The organism is Variovorax paradoxus, assembly GCF_902712855.1.
GTDB classification, from domain to species: Bacteria; Pseudomonadota; Gammaproteobacteria; order Burkholderiales; family Burkholderiaceae_C; genus Variovorax; species Variovorax paradoxus_Q.
This window is the reverse complement of sequence record NZ_LR743507.1, coordinates 3,933,566-3,951,414: the sequence shown is the minus strand read 5'-3', so window position 1 is coordinate 3,951,414 and position 17,849 is coordinate 3,933,566. Positions and strand designations below refer to the sequence as shown.

Here is a 17,849-nt window from a genome sequence, read left to right as displayed (position 1 = left end):
CATGAATTTCAAGCGTTTCATGCCTGAATCGACCGCCCTGCGTGCGGGAACAGCTCTTGTTTTGGTGGCGTTCCTCGCCGCCTGCTCGGGCACCAGCAAGCCGAAGCCGGCCGAACTGCCGGCCAACCCGGCGCTGCTGGGCGTGCGCCAAGCCTGGACCGTTCGCATTCCCGAGGTCAAGTTCCCACTCACCACCGACGTCAGCGGCGACACCGTCACCGTTGCCGGCAGCGACGGCACGGTGGTCGCCATCGATGCGCGTGCGGGCCGCGAGACCTGGCGTGCCAGCGCTGGCGCTCCGCTCGCCGCGGGCGTGGGCAGCGACGGCACCATGGCCGCAGTCGTCACCACCAACAACGAGCTGGTTGCAATCGAGAACGGCAAGGTCCTTTGGAAGCAGAAGCTCTCTGCGCAGGCCTTCACGGCACCCTTGGTGGCGGGCCGCCGCGTGTTCGTGCAGACCGCCGACCGCAGCCTGAGCGCCTGGGACGGCCAGAGCGGCCGCCGCCTCTGGCTCCAACAGCGCACCGGTGAAAACCTCGTGCTGCGCAAGTCGGGTGTGCTGCTTGCCGTGGGCGATACGCTGGTGACCGGCATCGGCGGCCGGCTGGTCGGCATCAATCCAGGCAATGGCACTTCGCGTTGGGAATCGCCCATCGCAGCGCCGCGCGGCACCAACGACGTGGAACGCCTGGTCGACCTGACCGGCAGCGTGAGCCGCTTCGGCGACACGATCTGCGCGCGGGCCTATTACGCCAGCGTGGGCTGCGTCGAAACCGTGCGCGGCTCGCTCGTCTGGAGCAAGCCGGCTTCGGGCGCGGACGGCATCACCGGCGACGAACGCTTCATCTATGGTTCCGAGTCCGACGGCAGCGTCGTGGCCTGGCGTCGCGCCGACGGCGAACGCGCCTGGCAGATGACCCGCTTCAAGAATCGCAACCTGACCGCACCTTTGGTGGTGGGCCGCTCGCTGATCATCGGCGAAGACACCGGCACGCTGCACTTCGTGTCGCGCGAGGACGGTGCGCTGCTCAATCGTGTCGCACCCGATGGCTCGGCCATCACCGTCGCGCCAGTGCTGGCCGGCAACACGGTCGTTGTCGTGACGGCCAAGGGTGGCGTGTTTGGCTATCGCCCTGAATAACTCTTTTCTTTTTCACATCCTGCAAGGCCCGACCATGAAAACCGTGCCCTCGAAAGGCCGGCGATGAAGCCGGTCGTGGCCCTGGTCGGGCGGCCCAACGTCGGCAAGTCGACCCTCTTCAACCGCCTGACCCAGACGCGCGACGCCATCGTCGCGGACTTCGCCGGACTCACCCGCGATCGCCATTACGGCAATGGCCGCCTGGGCAAGCACGAATTCATCGTCATCGACACCGGCGGTTTCGAGCCCGACGCGGGTAGCGGGATCTACAAGGAGATGGCGAAGCAGACCCGCCAGGCCGTGGCCGAGGCCGACGTCGTGATCTTCGTTGTCGACGCGCGCGAAGGCTTGTCGGCGCAGGACCATGACATCGCCAACGAGCTGCGTCGTCTTGGCAAGCCGTGCGTGCTGGTGGCCAACAAGGCCGAAGGCATGCACGACGGGACCAAGCTCGTGGACTTCTACGAGCTCGGCTTCGGCGAGGTGCACGGCGTGTCCGCGGCGCACGGACAGGGCATGCGTGGCCTCGTCGAACTGGCGCTGTCGACGCTCAATCTTCCCGAAGAACCGGAAGACGACGCCGACGAAGACGACGTCAACAAGCCGATCAAGCTGGCCGTGGCCGGGCGCCCGAACGTGGGCAAATCGACGCTGATCAACACGTGGCTGGGCGAGGAGCGGCTCGTGGCCTTCGACATGCCCGGCACCACGCGCGATGCCATCTCCGTGCCCTTCGAGCGCAATGGCCAGCGCTTCGAGCTGATCGACACGGCCGGCCTGCGCCGCAAGGGCAAGGTGTTCGAGGCGATCGAGAAGTTCTCGGTGGTCAAGACGCTGCAGGCCATCGAGTCGGCCAACGTCGTGCTGCTGCTGATCGATGCCACGCAGGGCGTGACGGACCAGGATGCGCACATCGCAGGCTACATCCTCGAGAGTGGCCGCGCCGTGGTGATCGCCATCAACAAGTGGGACGCCGTCGACAGCTATCAGCGCGAACAGATCCAGCGGCAGATCGAGACGAGACTGCCGTTCCTGAAATTCGCGGCGCTGCATTTCATCTCTGCCATCAAGCGCCAGGGCCTGGGACCCGTTTGGCAGGCGATTGCGCAGGCTCACAAGTCGGCCACGCGCAAGATGTCGACGCCGGTGCTCACGCGGTTGCTGCTGGAAGCGGTGCAGTTCCAGGCGCCAAAGCGCGGCGGCATGTACCGTCCCAAGCTGCGTTACGCGCACCAGGGGGGCATGAACCCGCCGGTGATCGTGATCCACGGCAATTCGCTCGAGCATGTGACCGACGCTTACAAGCGGTTCCTCGAGGGGCGCTTCCGCAAGGAGTTCGACCTTGTGGGTACCCCCTTGCGCATCGAGTTCAAGAGTTCCCACAATCCGTTTGCGGACAAGGACGACTGAACTCGCTTGGCAGCGGATGGCTGCCGATGAGTTCCGTCGGGGGTGGAAGTTCCAGCTTTTGAGAGACGTTATTTTTCGAAGGCTTTTGGACTCGATTGCTGCGGCGCGGAAACCCTGTGTTAAGGTCATCTCCTCCAACAACTACTCTTGAACACGGAGAATATCGTGAGCAATAAAGGGCAACTTCTACAAGACCCGTTTCTGAACACCTTGCGTCGCGAGCATGTTCCGGTCTCCATTTACTTGGTGAACGGTATCAAGCTGCAAGGTCAGATCGAGTCCTTCGACCAATACGTCGTGTTGCTTCGCAACACCGTGACGCAGATGGTCTACAAGCACGCCATTTCCACCATCGTGCCGGGTCGCGCCGTCAACTTCTCGGCTACCGAGAACGAAGACACCGCTGCCTGAACGCGCGGAGCGCGGCGGCCTTTCGGTTGCCGCGCTTTTTCCCTTTTTTGGTCCCGCTTGTCTGAATCGATCCCCCGCCAGGAAGGCGCCGCCGTTCTCGTCGGCGTGGATTTCGGGCTGCCCCATTTCGACAGCGAACTCGAGGAACTCGGCCTGCTCGCGCAGACTGCAGGACTGACGCCCGTGGCGCGCCTTGCGTGCAAGCGCAAGGCGCCCGATGCGGCATTGTTCGTTGGCAGTGGCAAGGCCGACGAAATCAAGGAGCTGGCTGCCCTGCACAGGGCGAGTGAAGTCATCTTCGACCAGGCCCTGAGCCCCGCGCAGCAGCGTAACCTCGAACGCCAGCTCGACGTTGCAGTCTACGACCGCACTTTCCTCATTCTCGAAATCTTCGCCCAGCGCGCGCGCTCGCACGAGGGCAAGCTGCAGGTGGAGCTCGCTCGCCTGCAATACCTCAGCACACGGCTGGTCCGTCGCTGGTCTCACCTGGAGCGCCAGACCGGTGGTGCGGGTGTGCGCGGCGGCCCGGGCGAAAAGCAGATCGAACTCGACCGCCGCATGATCAACGAGTCGATCAAGCGCACGCGCGACCGCCTCGCCAAGGTGCAAAAGCAGCGGGGCACGCAGCGCCGCCAGCGCGAACGCCGCGAAACCTTCAATATCTCGCTGGTGGGCTACACCAACGCTGGCAAGTCGTCGCTGTTCAACGCACTGGTCAAGGCGCGCGCCTATGCGGCCGACCAGTTGTTCGCAACGCTCGATACCACCACGCGCAACCTCTATCTGGGAGATGCGCGCCGGCAGGTTTCGATCTCGGACACTGTCGGCTTCATCCGCGACCTGCCTCACGGGCTGGTCGACGCCTTCAAGGCCACGCTGCAGGAGGCGGTGGATGCCGACCTGCTGCTGCATGTGATCGATGCATCCAACCCTCATTACCCCGAGCAGATGGCCGAGGTGCAGGCGGTGCTGCGCGACATCGGCGCGGACACCGTGCCCCAGTTGCTGGTGTTCAACAAGCTCGACGCCCTTGAAAGCACGCAGCGCCCGCTGCATCTGCAGGACGAGATGGAAATCGACGGTGTGCAGGTGCCCCGCATCTTCCTCAGTGCCCGAAGTGGCGAAGGGGTCCCGATGCTGCGCGCCGAGCTCGCCCGGCAGTCGGGCTCCGTAGCCGATACGATGACCCCTGAGGCAAACGCTGAATTGCACGAAGCCGCCGACGGATTGGGCACAATCCCGCCACTGACAAGAGAACGAAGCGAATGAATTCAAAGCCAGCGCGGAGAGGGTTTCTGGGCATGTTCAACCTGAACGATGGCCGGTGGGGGCGCGGCGACGAGCCGTCCTCCAACGGCGACCGCCCGGCCGGCAACCGGCCTCCCGATGCCAATCCTCCAGGCGCACCGACACCCCCGCCCCAGGGCAGCAACAACAACGACAACCGTCCTCGAGGACAAGGCCCCAACCAGGGGCCGCCCGACCTCGACGAGCTCTGGCGCGACCTCAATCGCAAGCTCGGTGGCTTCTTCGGCGGCAAGGGCGGTGGCAACCGGCCCACCGGTGGAAGTGGCGGCAACGGCTACAAGCCCGACATTAAAAACGCAGGATTCGGCCTCGGCCTCGTTGCTGCCGTGGCGATCCTGATCTGGCTCGGCACCGGCTTCTTCATCGTGAACGAAGGCCAGCAGGCCGTGGTCACCCAGTTCGGCCGCTACAAGACCACCGTGGGCGCGGGCTTCAACTGGCGCCTGCCGTATCCGATCCAGCGCCACGAAGTGGTCGTGGTCACGCAGATCCGTTCCACCGACGTGGGCCGCGATGCCATCGTGCGGTCCACCGGCCTGCGCGAGTCGGCGATGCTGACCGAGGACGAGAACATTGTCGAAATCAAGTTCGCCGTGCAATACCGCCTGAGCGATGCACGTGCCTGGCTCTACGAGAGCAAGTCGCCTGCCGAAACAGTGGTTCAGGTGGCCGAGACCTCCGTGCGTGAGGTCGTGGGCAAGATGAAGATGGATGCCGCGCTCGCTGAAGAGCGCGACCAGATCGCTCCGCGCGTGCGCACGCTGATGCAGACCATCCTCGACCGCTACAAGATCGGCGTGGAAGTCGTGGGCATCAACCTGCAGCAAGGCGGCGTGCGTCCGCCCGAGCAGGTGCAGGCTGCATTCGACGACGTGCTCAAGGCCGGCCAGGAGCGCGAACGCACGAAGAACGATGCGCAGGCTTATGCCAACAACGTGGTGCCGCTCGCGACCGGTACCGCATCGCGACTGAAGGAAGAGTCCGAAGCCTACAAGGCACGCATCGTCGCCCAGGCACAGGGCGATGCCGGCCGCTTTGCATCGGTGCTTGCCGAGTACCAGAAGGCGCCGCAGGTCACCCGCGATCGCATGTACACGGACGCCATGCAACAGATCTACGCCAGCACCACCAAGGTGCTGGTCGACAGCAAGCAGGGTTCCAACCTGCTGTACCTGCCGCTCGACAAGCTGATCCAGCAGACCGGCAACAACGCTGCCACGCCGGTCGACGCCGCAAGCCCGAGCGTTGCCGGCACGGCACCGGCCCAATCGTCGGTGATCCCGGTGGCGCCCACGACCGGCGACGTGCGCGCACGCGACGGCCGTTCGCGCGACCGCGACGTGCGTTGATGAAAAAGGCCTAGAAGAACATGAACAGAATCGGATTCATCGCCTCGTCGATCCTCGTCCTGCTGGTGCTCCTGAGCTCGACCCTCTTCGTGGTGGACCAGCGCCAGTTCGGCGTGGTCTATGCCCTCGGCCAGATCAAGCAGGTCATCACCGAGCCCGGCCTGAACTTCAAGCTGCCGCCGCCGTTCCAGAACGTGTCGTACATCGACAAGCGCCTGCTGACGCTCTCGAGCGTCGACACCGAGCCCATGCTTACTGCCGAAAAGCAGCGCGTGGTGATCGACTGGTATGTGCGTTGGCGCATCAGCGATCCGCAGGCCTACATCCGCAACGTCGGTCTCGACGAGAACGCGGGTGCGATGCAACTCAATCGCGTGGTGCGCAATGCGTTTCAGGAAAACATCAACAAGCGCACCGTGCGCGACCTGATCTCGGTGCGCCGCGAGGCCCTGATGGCCGACGTGCAACGCGAGGTGCTGTCGGTCGTGAAGGGCGCCAAGCCCTGGGGCGTGGACGTCGTCGACGTCCGCATCACCCGCGTCGACTACGTCGAAGCGATCACCGAGTCCGTATACCGCCGCATGGAGGCCGAGCGCAAGCGCGTGGCCAACGAGCTGCGTTCGACCGGTACCGCCGAAGGCGAGAAGATCCGCGCCGACGCCGACCGCCAGCGCGAGGTAATCGTGGCGAATGCGTATCGCGACGCACAGAAGATCAAGGGCGAGGGCGATGCGCAGGCTGCCGCCGCGTATGCCGAATCGTTCGGCCGCGACCCGCAGTTCGCGCAGTTCTATCGGAGCCTTGAGGCCTACAAGCAGAGCTTCAACAAAAAGAGCGACGTGATGGTGCTCGACCCATCGTCGGACTTCTTCCGCGCCATGCAGGGTTCCGGATCCGCCGGCAGCGCGCCTCGCCGCTGATTCCTCGCCCGGAGCCGTGAGCGCAGACACCTTCTGGAGCGCGCTCGCGCTCGTCCTGGTCATCGAAGGCATCCTGCCTTTCGTCTCTCCCGGAGGGTGGCGGCGCGGCTTCGGGCAGCTCATGCAGCTGCGCGACGGCCAGCTTCGCTTTTTCGGACTTTGCAGCATCCTGCTGGGTTTGGTACTCCTTTGGGTCCTGGGGTAGCGGGTCCCGGTAGAATCCCGGTTTAACCACGCCCCCGATCCCCATGTCCGCCTGGGTCCTCCCGGATCACATTGCCGATGTGCTGCCCTCCGAGGCGCGCCACATCGAAGAACTTCGACGCCAGCTGCTCGATACCGCCCGTGGCTACGGCTACGAGCTGGTGATGCCGCCGCTGCTCGAGCATCTTGAGTCGTTGCTTTCGGGCACCGGCGAGGCGCTCGACCTCCAAACCTTCAAGCTCGTCGACCAGCTGTCCGGCCGCAGCATGGGGCTTCGCGCCGACACCACCCCCCAGGTGGCACGCATCGACGCCCACCTGCTCAACCGAGACGGCGTGGCCCGCCTGTGCTATTGCGGCCCTGTGCTCCATACCCGGCCCGATCGGCCCCACGCCACGCGTGAGCCATTGCAGTTCGGCGCAGAGATCTACGGCCACGCCGGCCTCGAGGCCGACACCGAAACATTGCTGCTGGCACTCGATTGCCTCCAGGCCGCCGGCCTGGAAGAAGGTGTGATCGTCGACCTGGCCGATGCCCGCATCGTTCGTGCCCTGTTCGCCGACGTGTCCGTCGACGCCGCCGGGCTGGCCCGGGTGCATGCCGCGCTGGCCGCCAAGGACGCGAGCGAGCTCGATGCGCTCACCAAGGACTTCCCTGCGGCTTCCCGTGACGGGTTGCGCGCGCTGGTCGGTTTGTACGGCGACGCTTCGGTGCTCGACGAGGCTGCCAAGGCACTCAAGGGCACGCCCGCCGTGGCCGCGGCGCTGACCGACCTGAAGCTTCTGGCCGCCGGGCTGCAGGGCGTACCAGGTCGCCAGATCAGCTTCGATCTGGCCGACCTGCGCGGCTACGCCTACTACAGCGGCATGCGCTTCGGCATCTACGCGCCCGGTGCGACCGATTCGCTGGTGCGGGGCGGCCGCTACGACGAGGTGGGCGCCGTGTTCGGCCGCAACCGTCCGGCCGTCGGCTTCAGCCTCGACGTGCGCGAACTTGTCGGCGTGCTGCCGGCCCGCCCCCTGCGTGCCGCCATCCGCGCGCCCTGGAGCGATGCGGCGGGCCTGCGTCAGGCCATTGCCCGATTGCGCAAGGCCGGTGAAACGGTAGTCTGCGTGCTGCCGGGCCATGGCAGCGAAATCGATGAATTCCGTTGCGACCGCGAGCTCGTCGAGCAAGCAGGCCAATGGACTGTCCGAGCGATCTGAATTTTTGAAGTAATGGAACGAGCATGAGCGTAACCACCGGAAGAAACGTGGTCGTCGTCGGTACCCAGTGGGGCGACGAAGGCAAAGGCAAGCTGGTCGACTGGCTGACGGAAAGCGCCCAGGGCGTGGTCCGCTTCCAGGGCGGTCACAACGCGGGCCACACGCTGGTCATCAACGGTGTGAAAACCGCATTGCACCTGATCCCGAGCGGCATCATGCGGCCCGGCGTCAAGTGCTACATCGGCAATGGCGTGGTGCTGTCTGCCGCGAAGCTCTTCGAGGAAATCGAAGGGCTGGAGAAGGCGGGTGTCGAGGTCCGTTCGCGCCTGCGCATCAGCGAGGCCTGCCCGCTGATCCTGCCGTTCCACGCCGCGCTGGACATCGCGCGCGAGGCCTACCGCGAAAAGGGCGGCATCGAGAAGATCGGCACCACCGGCCGCGGCATCGGCCCGGCCTACGAGGACAAGATCGCCCGCCGCGCGCTGCGCGTGCAGGACCTGAAGCATCCCGAGCGTTTTGCGGCCAAGCTGCGCGTTCTGCTCGACCTGCACAACCACGTGCTGACGCAGGTGCTGAGCGCGCCGGCCATCGACTTCGACGAAGTCTTCAACGAGGCGATGAAGCACGCCGAGCTGCTCAAGCCCATGATGGCCGACGTCTCGCGCGAACTGAACGACGCGCACCGGAACGGCGCCAACCTGCTGTTCGAAGGCGCGCAGGGCACGCTGCTCGACGTGGACCACGGCACCTATCCGTACGTCACCTCAAGCAACTGCGTGGCCGGCAATGCTGCCGCTGGTTCGGGCGTGGGCCCGGGCATGCTGCATTACATCCTCGGCATCACCAAGGCCTACTGCACCCGCGTGGGCGGCGGTCCGTTCCCCACCGAGCTCGACTGGGCCACGCCAGGCACCGCGGGCTATCACATGAGCACCGTGGGTGCCGAGAAGGGTGTGACCACCGGCCGCAGCCGCCGCTGCGGCTGGTTCGACGCTGCACTGCTCAAGCGCTCGGCGCAGGTCAACGGCCTGTCGGGCCTTTGCATCACCAAGCTCGACGTGCTCGACGGCCTCGAGAAGCTCGAGCTGTGCACCGGCTACGAGCTCGACGGCGAAGTCACCGACATCCTGCCGATGGGCGCCGACGAGATCGAACGCTGCACGCCGATCTACGAGACGCTCGAAGGCTGGAGCGAAAGCACCGTGGGCGTCACGCAATACGACAAGCTGCCCGTCAATGCCCGCCTGTACCTGCAGCGCATCGAGCAGGTCACCGGCGTGCCGATCCACATGGTGTCGACCAGCCCCGACCGCGATCACACGATCATGATGCGCCATCCCTATCTCGCCGACTGAACAGGCTCACCCCCAGGCTTGCCCACTTCGTGTGGCCGCCAACCCCGTTCCGGGGGCAACACCAGCGGCCCGGCAAAGCCGGTTCCGCGGTGTTCCACGAATGAGAAAGACTGAAGGAATCCAACCATGTTGACCGAAGACGGCAAGCATCTCTACGTCAGCTACGACGAGTATCACAACCTGATCGAGAAGCTCGCGATCAAGGTGCACCAGTCGGGCTGGGAGTTCGACACCATCCTGTGCCTGGCGCGCGGCGGCATGCGTCCCGGAGACGTGCTCTCGCGCATCTTCGACAAGCCGCTGGCCATCATGTCGACCAGTTCGTACCGCGCCGACGCCGGCACGGTGCAAGGCCACCTCGACATCGCACGCTTCATCACGACGCCCAAGGGCGAGATCGCGGGCCGCGTGCTGCTGGTCGACGACCTGGCCGATTCGGGACACACGCTGCACGCCGTGATGGACATGCTGCGCAACAATTACCCGCCCATCACCGAACTGCGCAGCGCGGTGATCTGGACCAAGGCGCTGTCGACCTTCACGCCCGACTACCAGGTGGAATTCCTGGCCACCAACCCGTGGATCCACCAGCCTTTCGAGGGCTACGACTCCCTGGGTGCCGAGAAGCTCCTCGAGAAGTGGTCGGTCTGACCGGCGTTGAGGCCGAGCCAAACCGCCGATTCATTCGGCCGGGTTGAGCAGCATGGCGGTGTAGCGCCGCTGCATTTCCTCCGGCGTCAGCTTCTCGATGCTGTGCCCCACGTTCCAGCGATGGCCGAAGGGGTCGCGGAAGACGCCGGAGCGTTCCCCATAGAACTGGTCCTGAGGTGGCATGTCGAGGGTGGCACCCGCGGCCACGGCGCGCGCCACCACGGCGTCGGCGTTGTCTACGTGCAGGTGCAGCGACACGGGCGTGCCGCCCAGTGTCTTCGCGCTGCGGATGTTGAACTCGGCGAACTCGTCCGACAGCATGAGGATGGCGCCGTTGTGGAAGTCCAGTTCCGCATGGCCGATACGTCCGCTGGGCTCGGTCAGCCTGAAGATTTCCTTGACCTCGAAGACCTCGCAGTAGAAGTCGATGGCCGCGCCGGCATCGTGCACGCAGAGGTAGGGAAACAGTTCGTGAATGGCCATGGTTCGTCCGTTCGTGGTGGTTGGCGGATGGGCGCGATTCTGGAATGTCCGGCGCTTCAGGTCTTGCACAAATTTGACCTGCTGGACCTGCGCATGGAATGCGGAAGCTCAGATCCGCACATGCCGTGACGCGGTCGGCGCCGCGCGCCGGTAGGCCTGCGGTGGCATGCCTGAGATCGCCAGGAAGTCGCGATTGAAGTGGGCTTGGTCGCTGTAGCCGGCCTGCAGGGCCAGTTCGGCCCAGGGCTGGTTGGGCTCGAGGGCAAACTGCGCGAGCACCCGGTCGAATCGCAGCATTCGCGCGTACTGTTTCGGCGGCAGGCCCGTCATGCCTCGAAAGAGGGCGATGAGGCGCCTGTGGCTGTAGCCGCTGTGCTTCACCAGTTCTCCGATGGTGCGACCGCCGTGCAGGTCGGCCAGCGCCTGCGCCACGGCCGGATGCAGTCCGTGCATCGCGCGTGCGGCAAGGCGTGAAGTCAGCAGAGCCTCGACGATCGTCAACTGGCCCGCCAGCGAATCGGCGCCATAAAGCTGTTCCAGCGCGAAGCCCGCTGCCGCGCCCCAGAGCGCTTCGAGCGGCGTATGGCGATTGGCCAGCGCGTCTTCGGGCGCCCCGAGCAGCGCCCTGGCCGCGCCCGGTTGCAGCATGACCCCGACCGAGGACGTCTGCGCGGACACGTCGCGGACGAAGAAGGCCGAGCGGGTTCCTCCCGCCAGCGCGTAGCCCACCGTGAAGCCCTCCGTGTCGGTCGCGTCGCGGAAGAGCCGGACCGCAGGGCCGCCTAGGCGGAAGACGACATGCATGCCGCCGGTCGGCAGCACATGTTCGCGCGCGCCCGGCCGGGTCCTGGGAGGACCGTCCGGCGAGGAGGCCCACAGCAGCTGCACGAAGCGCCGCAGGTGCGGCGCGGGCGGTCGCGTCAACTGCATGGCTCGGACTCGGCGAGAGACGGGCTTCGGCGCATCGGCGGATTGTGCCGCGCCACGCCCGGCGTGTCCTGCCCCCGGGCCTGGCTAGGCTGCTGCGTTCGCGCTCAGCGCATAGACCGGGTCGGGCCAGCGTTCGGAGGTCAGCCCGGCCAGCTCCGCTGCCAGCACTTCGACGAAGCGCGGGTCGACGTTCGCCGCCACCGCCGCAGCGCCCGGCTTGCCGGCGAGTGCATCCCGCAGGCGCCTTACGGCGTTGGCGGGGCCCCACGGGACGCCGTCCTGCTGGTCCACGTTCTCGAAGACGAGCACGTTCGCCAGCAAGTGGAGGAACGATGCAACGACCGCAGCTTCTGTCTGCGGCGCATCGCTGCGCGAGGCCATCGCCAGCTCGAGCCAGTCGACCACCTCCGGCGGGATGCCCTGCTGCGCGAGCGCTGCGTAGGTGCCGGGCCAGGCGGAGAGCGGTGTCTTGCGCAGCCATGCGCCGATGGCGCCCGGTGTGGCGGTCGTCTCGCTCTCGACGACGTCCGGCGACGACCGGGTCCGCTTCTTCATGAGCATCGGCGGCGCTGCCCCGGCAGCCGCGGGCATGGGCACGCCGCGCATCCTTGCCATCATGGGCGCGGGCGCGGCCCGCACTGCTTCGAACTGGCCCGACGAGGTGCCGCTCCAGCCGGCAGGCACCATCTGCGCGATCTTGCGCAGTTCGGGCATGTCGGTGGCGCGTTCGCCTTCGGCACGCTCGACCACCAGCAGGTAGTTGGTCTCGTCCGTCACCAGCTGGTAAGCCACCGCGAGCTGCCGGGCTTGCGCCTTGCGCTCCTCGTCGTGCGGCCCGGCGAGTGCCGCGAACCGCGCGTGCGCCGCGATCTGGCTCAGTGCGGCAATCGGCTCGGCCGTGCGGGCGACGCGAACGCTGCCGATCTGTTCCTCGGTGGCGCCATCGCCCGGCCTGACGCCGAGCAGGCGAATCTCGCCCTCGGGAACCTGTTCCAGCAGCGCGAAAAGGTTGACCGTGTCGGCATCGAACACCGAGGCAGGCAGCGCGGACACCCACACCGGACGCACGCCGTCCGGCCATTCGATCCGCACGGCTTCGAGCCGAGGCGAGCGCAGGCGCGCGAACATGCGCAGCACCGCAGGCTCGACCGCTTCGCCGGGTGCGACGAAATCGCAGGCGCCGCCCGTGGCTTCCGCCAGGCGCCGAAGATGGCCCTCGGCCGGACTGCTGCCGATGCCGACCACGAAGACACGGTGCCCCGACGCCTTCGCCGATGCGATCGTGGCGTCGATGGCGCTGATCTCGCCGTCGGTCACCACCAGCACGTCGCTCGATGCGCCGGCGCTGAGCGCGAAGGTGGATGCCAGCGCGCTTTCCATCTCGGTGCCGCCGAGGTCGGCCTGCAGCGCGCCGACCCAGCGCTGCGCAGCCAGGCGGGTGACATCGGTCAGCGCCCAGAGGCCGCGCGAGCGGTGCTCGACGGTGCTGCCGAAGCGCGAGAGCGAGAAGCGGTCGCCCGCGCCCAACTGGAGAACGATCGATTGCAACGCACGCCGCGCGGCGCCGATGCTGTCGCCGGCCATCGAGCCCGAGCAGTCGACGAGCAGCTGCACGTCGGTGGTTGCAGGGCCGCGCGCCGGGATGCGCGGGCAGAAGCTGGCAAGCGCAATGATGGCGCCGGCCTCGACGCTGTCGCGCGCGACCACGGCCGTGCCGTCGTGCGCCAAATGGTCGACGACCAGCACGAAGTCTCGGTCGAGCACGCCCTGGCGCGCCAGCGACACCTGCAGCATGCCCTCGGCAGGACGCATTGCCACGCCCACCGGATGGCTGGGCGAGGCCACGCGTGCTTGCGCCAGCTCGCCATGCAGCCGCAATTCGATGTCGAACGGATACGCTGCCACCGCGCTGTGCACGGGGGCCTGGTGCGGCTGCAGCTTGCCGTCGGCAACCGGGTCGCCGTAGCGTGGCGCGATCACCGTGGGGATCAGCAGGCGAAGGCCTTGCTGCTCGAACGACAGCGTCTGCGCATAGCGCAGCGTGACGATGCACGCTTCGCCGGCCGCGAGATTGCCGAGGTTCAGCGTGTGGCTCTGGTCATGGTTCCTCTCCAGCATGATGGCCGCATGGCCTTCGGCCAGCGCGCCTTCGTAGGCGGCCTCGGCATCGGCCTTTTCGACCACCGCCCCGTTCAGGTGCCGGTTGCCCAGCTGCACATCGACGCCCAGCAGCACCGCGCCCCACGGCAGCGGAAAGCTGTAGGCCACTTCGACGTTCAAGGCGCCCGGATTGCGAAAGCGCTGCTCGACCGTCATCTCGAGCAGCACGCCGCGCAGGTCGCCGCTGGCCTTCACGCCTTCGAGCACCACGGCGTCGCCGTTCGTCGTCGTCATCCGTGCGTATTCCAGATTGCTCATGGGTTGCCTTTCGTTTCTGTCAGTTCTTCTCAGGAGTGTCGGCAGCGGCGCTGCCGGCAGGGGAGGCGGAAGAGGCCGCTGCATAGGCCGCCATCACGCCCTGTATGAAACCGCGCACCTGCTGCGGCGAGAGCCCGGCCCGGCCGGGCTCGATCACCACCTCGATGCCGTCCGCCACCGTCAGATGGCTGCGCACTTCCACCGAACCGGCGACGTGCGGGCGCGCGGGCACCGGCGCTTCGTGCCCCTGCAGCAGCTCCCGGATGCGCTCCAGCGACACGCCGGCGGCCGTCCACTTCTTGATGAGCAACAGCTGCTCGAGGTGCCGGGCGCCATAGCGCGCCGCGCGGGTCTCGCCCTCGGGCCGGTCGACGATGCCGATCTGCACGTAGTAGCGCACGGTGCGTGGCGGCAGATCCGCGAGCACGCACAGCTCTGCGAGCGGGTAGGCGGCTGTCGCCGGAAGGGGATGCGATTTCATACACTTAATTTAAACACAAGAACTGTTTTTATAAAACACCTGCGGATTTCTCCCGTGCGGCAGCGCGCTAGCATCGAAGCCATGAGCAAGCCCTCCACCAACCTGATCCACCATCCCTACACACCGCCCGCCACCTTCTCCGCGCCGCAGCCCGGCGTGTACAAGGCATCGACCGTGTTCTTTGCCGACGTGGCCGCGATGCGCGCGCGCGACTGGAAGACCAAGGCCGGCTACACCTACGGCCTGCACGGCACGCCGACCACCTTCACGCTCGAGGAGCGGCTGGCGACGCTCGAAGGGGGCACCGAATGCCTGCTGGTGCCCAGCGGCCTCGCGGCCATCTCGCTGGTGGCCTTCGCCTTCCTGAAGACCGGCGACGAGGTGCTCATTCCCGACAATGCCTATGGACCCAACAAGGCGCTGGCCACGGGCGAGCTCGCGAACTTCGGCATCACGCACCGCATGTACGACGCCATGAACCCGGCCGACCTCGCGGCCAAGCTGTCGGACCGCACGCGGCTGGTGTGGGTCGAGGCGGCCGGCTCGGTGACGATGGAGTTTCCCGACCTGCCCGCGCTGGTGAATGTGTGCCGCGCGCGCGGCGTGATGACCGCGCTCGACAACACCTGGGGCGCGGGGCTGGCCTTCGCGCCCTTCGACTTCAACGGCACGGGGCAGGGCGTCGACATCTCGGTGCATGCGCTCACCAAGTACCCCAGCGGCGGGGGCGACGTGCTCATGGGCAGTGTGGTCACACGCGACGAGCGCCTGCATCGCGCGCTCAAGCTCACGCACATGCGCATGGGCTTCGGCATCGGCGTGGGCGATGTGGAAACGCTGCTGCGCTCGCTGCCCAGCATCGCCCTGCGCTATGCGGCGCACGACCGCGCGGCGCGCGAACTGGCACGTTGGCTCAATGGCCGAGACGAGATCGCGCAGGTGCTGCATCCCGCACTGGAGGAGTCGCCCGGCCACGTGCACTGGCGTGCGCTGTGCGGCGAGGCCGACCTGGCCGCGGGTCTTTTCTCGGTCGTGTTCGACGAGCGCTTCAGCACCGAGCAGGTCGACCGCTTCTGCGACAGCCTGCAGTTTTTCCGCCTGGGGTACTCCTGGGGTGGGCCCATCAGCCTGGTGGTGCCCTACGACATCGGCCTGATGCGCGATGCCAGCGTGGCGCGCTGGCCGTACAAGGGCACGCTCGTCCGTTTCTCGATCGGTCTCGAGGATGTGGAGGACCTGCGCGCCGATCTGCAACAGGCATTGGCGCGGTTGTAAAAAATCGCTTCCGGCTCCTCTGGAGCGCTGCAGGGTACCGTCTTGAGACTGCGGCGTTATCGCTTACAGTAGGCCACGCGCAGTCACCCTGACTGCCTCGCCCAAGGAGAAGCAGTGGCAACACCAAATTACGGCTACGAGAAACGCCAGAAAGAGCTGGCGAAGAAGAAGAAGAAGGAAGAAAAGCTCCGGGAAAAGGCGAATCGCAAACTTGCACCGAGCAGCGACGGCCTGGCACCCGGAGACCCGGAAACCGATGTGGCCTCGCTCGAGCACGATGCCCCCACGGTGCCGGAGTTGCCCACCAAGAACGGTTGATTCCGATCCTGGCGTACCCATCAAGAAGCCGCTGCAGGCCGCAAGCCTGCAGCGGCTTTTTCATTTCGGCAGCAGCTTGTGCAGCTCGGGCCAGACGTTGTCGAGCAACTGGGGCTGTGCCGCAGCCGTCGGATGGATGCGGTCGGCCTGGAACAGCGACAGCGCATCGGGCGCATCGGCCACGCCCTTGAGCAGGAAGGGCACCAGCGCGGACTTCGTCTCGCCCGCCACCTTCGAAAACACCGCCTCGAAGCGCCGCGTGTAGTCGCCCCCGTAGTTGGGCGGCACCTGGATGCCGACGATCAGCACCTTCGCGCCCGCGGCCTGCGCCGCCTTGGTGATCTGCAGCAGGTTGCTCTCGGTGTCTGCGAGCGGCAGGCCGCGCAAGGCATCGTTGGCGCCGAGCTCCACCACCACATGCGTAGGCTTGTGCTGCGAGAGCAGCGAAGCAAGGCGCGAGCGGCCGCCGGAGCTGGTGTCGCCGCTGATGCTGGCGTTGACCACGGTGGCTGCGAGCTTCTGTTGCGCAAGCCTTTTTTCCAGCAAGGGTACCCAACCCTCGCCGCGCTTGAGGCCGTACTCTGCACTCAGCGAATCGCCGAGCACCAGGATCACGGGCTTGCCAGCCTGCGCCTGTGCATGCGCCGCGGTCGTCCATATCCCCGCGTTGCCGAGCGCCGCGGTGGTCAAGATAAAGTCACGTCGATTCAAAACCAGAGCCTTTCCATGTCCCAACCCCCGTCCGATGTAATTGTTGCCGTCGAGCATGTCTTCAAGTCCGTCACCGACTCGACCGGTACGCTGGACATTCTGCAGGACATCGATTTCACCCTCGGGGCGCGGGAGACCGCTGCCATCGTCGGCGCTTCGGGTTCGGGCAAGAGCACCTTGCTGTCGATCATCGCGGGACTCGACACACCCACGCGCGGCACGGTCAGGCTCGCGGGCGACGACATCTTCGCCATCGACGAAGACGAACGTGCCGCGGTGCGCGCCCGGCGCGTGGGCTTCGTGTTCCAGAGCTTCCAGCTGCTGGGCAACCTCAGCGCGCTCGAGAACGTGATGCTCCCGCTGGAACTCGCCAATCGCAAGGACGCGCGCAAGGCCGCCAGCGAGATGCTCGGGCGGGTCGGCCTGGGCCAGCGGCTGGGTCACTACCCGAAGGTGCTCTCCGGCGGCGAGCAGCAGCGCGTGGCCCTCGCGCGCGCCTTCGTGGTGCAGCCTGCGCTGCTGCTGGCCGACGAGCCGACCGGCAGCCTCGACTTCGCCACCGGCGAGCAGGTCATGCGGCTGATGTTCGACCTCAACCGTGAACTCGGCACGACGCTGGTGCTGGTCACGCACGATCGCGGCATCGCCGCGCAGTGCGAACGGCGCATCACCATCGAGGCCGGACGCGTCGCCGTTAATGAAAAAGCTGCCGTAGCGCCCGTCTGACAAGCGCGATAAGCTATTAAATAAATAGCAAATCACATTCGAGGAGACTGCATGGAAGAACTTCCCCCCGATGCTGTCCGCGCGCTCCAGGGCGGCAGGCTCATCGAGGCCATCAAGATCGTGCGCGACCGCACCGGCATGGACCTCAAGTCGGCCAAGGAAGCGGTCGACCGCTATGCCGAACGCATGGACGAGGGGGATGAAGACATGCAGGCCGGGCGCAGTGCACCTGATGCCGCCATGCAGGATCGCGGCTTCGCCTCGATGCCTTCGACCGCGTTGAAGGCGCTGGCGCAGGGCAACAAGATCGAGGCGATCCGCCTCACGCGCGAGGCCACCGGCCTGAGCCTGGCAGCCGCCAAGCGGTTGGTCGACAAGCACGACGATCCTTCGGTCGGCGAATTCGCTCCGTTGCCTTCGCACATGCCGCGCCGTTCGATGGAGGAACCCGGCCGCGTGCATGGCGGCGGGTACAAGTGGCTGCCGATGGTCATCGTCGTGCTGGTCGCGTTGATGGTCTGGATGTACTTCGGCGGAGAGTTCTGAGCCA

At 66.4% G+C, this 17,849-nt stretch carries 19 protein-coding genes; 14 read left to right on the top strand and 5 right to left on the bottom strand.

The features are described 5' to 3' along the window. The first annotated feature begins 1 nt into the window (after window position 1). The 10 genes from bamB to AACL56_RS18335 all read left to right on the top strand — a co-directional run bounded on the left by bamB (window position 2) and on the right by AACL56_RS18335 (window position 9,957). Window positions 2-1,144 carry an outer membrane protein assembly factor BamB gene (gene bamB / locus AACL56_RS18380; protein ID WP_339091252.1) on the top strand — a complete coding sequence of 381 codons (1,143 nt, stop codon included), beginning with the start codon at window positions 2-4 and terminating at the stop codon, window positions 1,142-1,144. Window positions 1,145-1,207: 63 nt separating this feature from the next. Beyond that, window positions 1,208-2,554, top strand: a complete 1,347-nt coding sequence (gene der, locus AACL56_RS18375; RefSeq protein WP_339091251.1) for a ribosome biogenesis GTPase Der — start codon at window positions 1,208-1,210, stop codon at window positions 2,552-2,554. A gap of 165 nt (window positions 2,555-2,719) precedes the next feature. Continuing rightward, window positions 2,720-2,965 (top strand): RNA chaperone Hfq, encoded by a 246-nt coding sequence (gene hfq / locus AACL56_RS18370; RefSeq protein WP_425337066.1) that lies wholly within the window; start codon window positions 2,720-2,722, stop codon window positions 2,963-2,965. Window positions 2,966-3,022: 57 nt separating this feature from the next. Next, the gene (hflX, locus tag AACL56_RS18365; RefSeq protein WP_339091249.1) at window positions 3,023-4,234 is read left to right on the top strand and encodes a GTPase HflX; all 1,212 of its coding nucleotides are present in this window, start codon (window positions 3,023-3,025) and stop codon (window positions 4,232-4,234) included. Between the two features lie 32 nt (window positions 4,235-4,266). After that, window positions 4,267-5,622 (top strand): FtsH protease activity modulator HflK, encoded by a 1,356-nt coding sequence (gene hflK / locus AACL56_RS18360; protein ID WP_339091248.1) that lies wholly within the window; start codon window positions 4,267-4,269, stop codon window positions 5,620-5,622. Window positions 5,623-5,642: 20 nt separating this feature from the next. Then, window positions 5,643-6,542: a protease modulator HflC gene (gene hflC, locus AACL56_RS18355; RefSeq protein WP_339091247.1), complete on the top strand. Its 900-nt coding sequence runs from the start codon at window positions 5,643-5,645 to the stop codon at window positions 6,540-6,542. A gap of 16 nt (window positions 6,543-6,558) precedes the next feature. Continuing rightward, the gene (locus AACL56_RS18350; protein ID WP_339091246.1) at window positions 6,559-6,747 is read left to right on the top strand and encodes a DUF2065 domain-containing protein; all 189 of its coding nucleotides are present in this window, start codon (window positions 6,559-6,561) and stop codon (window positions 6,745-6,747) included. Window positions 6,748-6,790: 43 nt separating this feature from the next. Continuing rightward, window positions 6,791-7,951, top strand: a complete 1,161-nt coding sequence (locus AACL56_RS18345; protein WP_339091245.1) for an ATP phosphoribosyltransferase regulatory subunit — start codon at window positions 6,791-6,793, stop codon at window positions 7,949-7,951. A 23-nt stretch (window positions 7,952-7,974) separates the two neighbouring features. Next, entirely contained in the window at window positions 7,975-9,306 is a 1,332-nt protein-coding gene (locus AACL56_RS18340; RefSeq protein ID WP_339091244.1) for an adenylosuccinate synthase, read from the top strand. A 126-nt stretch (window positions 9,307-9,432) separates the two neighbouring features. Then, a complete protein-coding gene (locus AACL56_RS18335) occupies window positions 9,433-9,957 on the top strand; it encodes a phosphoribosyltransferase (RefSeq protein ID WP_339091243.1) in 525 nt (174 codons plus the stop codon). A gap of 30 nt (window positions 9,958-9,987) precedes the next feature. Here AACL56_RS18335 and AACL56_RS18330 read toward each other — a convergent pair whose 3' ends face one another. From AACL56_RS18330 to AACL56_RS18315, 4 genes are all read right to left on the bottom strand, one after another. Next, window positions 9,988-10,440: a VOC family protein gene (locus tag AACL56_RS18330; RefSeq protein ID WP_339091242.1), complete on the bottom strand. Its 453-nt coding sequence runs from the start codon at window positions 10,438-10,440 to the stop codon at window positions 9,988-9,990. 108 nt (window positions 10,441-10,548) lie between these two features. Further along, a complete protein-coding gene (locus AACL56_RS18325; RefSeq protein ID WP_339091240.1) occupies window positions 10,549-11,370 on the bottom strand; it encodes a helix-turn-helix domain-containing protein in 822 nt (273 codons plus the stop codon). A gap of 84 nt (window positions 11,371-11,454) precedes the next feature. Continuing rightward, window positions 11,455-13,788, bottom strand: a complete 2,334-nt coding sequence (locus AACL56_RS18320; protein WP_339091239.1) for a VIT domain-containing protein — start codon at window positions 13,786-13,788, stop codon at window positions 11,455-11,457. A 19-nt stretch (window positions 13,789-13,807) separates the two neighbouring features. Next, entirely contained in the window at window positions 13,808-14,269 is a 462-nt protein-coding gene (locus AACL56_RS18315) for a MerR family transcriptional regulator (RefSeq protein WP_339091238.1), read from the bottom strand. An 81-nt stretch (window positions 14,270-14,350) separates the two neighbouring features. Between AACL56_RS18315 and AACL56_RS18310 the strand changes: the two genes are divergently transcribed. Beyond that, window positions 14,351-15,544, top strand: a complete 1,194-nt coding sequence (locus AACL56_RS18310) for a PLP-dependent transferase (protein ID WP_339091237.1) — start codon at window positions 14,351-14,353, stop codon at window positions 15,542-15,544. A 114-nt stretch (window positions 15,545-15,658) separates the two neighbouring features. Next, the gene (locus AACL56_RS18305; RefSeq protein WP_339091236.1) at window positions 15,659-15,862 is read left to right on the top strand and encodes a hypothetical protein; all 204 of its coding nucleotides are present in this window, start codon (window positions 15,659-15,661) and stop codon (window positions 15,860-15,862) included. Window positions 15,863-15,922: 60 nt separating this feature from the next. Here AACL56_RS18305 and AACL56_RS18300 read toward each other — a convergent pair whose 3' ends face one another. Further along, entirely contained in the window at window positions 15,923-16,552 is a 630-nt protein-coding gene (locus tag AACL56_RS18300) for an arylesterase (RefSeq protein WP_425337025.1), read from the bottom strand. A gap of 36 nt (window positions 16,553-16,588) precedes the next feature. Here AACL56_RS18300 and AACL56_RS18295 point away from each other — a divergent pair, with 36 nt between their 5' ends. Then, window positions 16,589-17,299, top strand: coding sequence for an ABC transporter ATP-binding protein (locus tag AACL56_RS18295; protein ID WP_339091235.1), 711 nt, complete (start codon window positions 16,589-16,591; stop codon window positions 17,297-17,299). Window positions 17,300-17,350: 51 nt separating this feature from the next. Next, window positions 17,351-17,845: a hypothetical protein gene (locus AACL56_RS18290; protein ID WP_339091234.1), complete on the top strand. Its 495-nt coding sequence runs from the start codon at window positions 17,351-17,353 to the stop codon at window positions 17,843-17,845. Window positions 17,846-17,849: the final 4 nt, after the last annotated feature.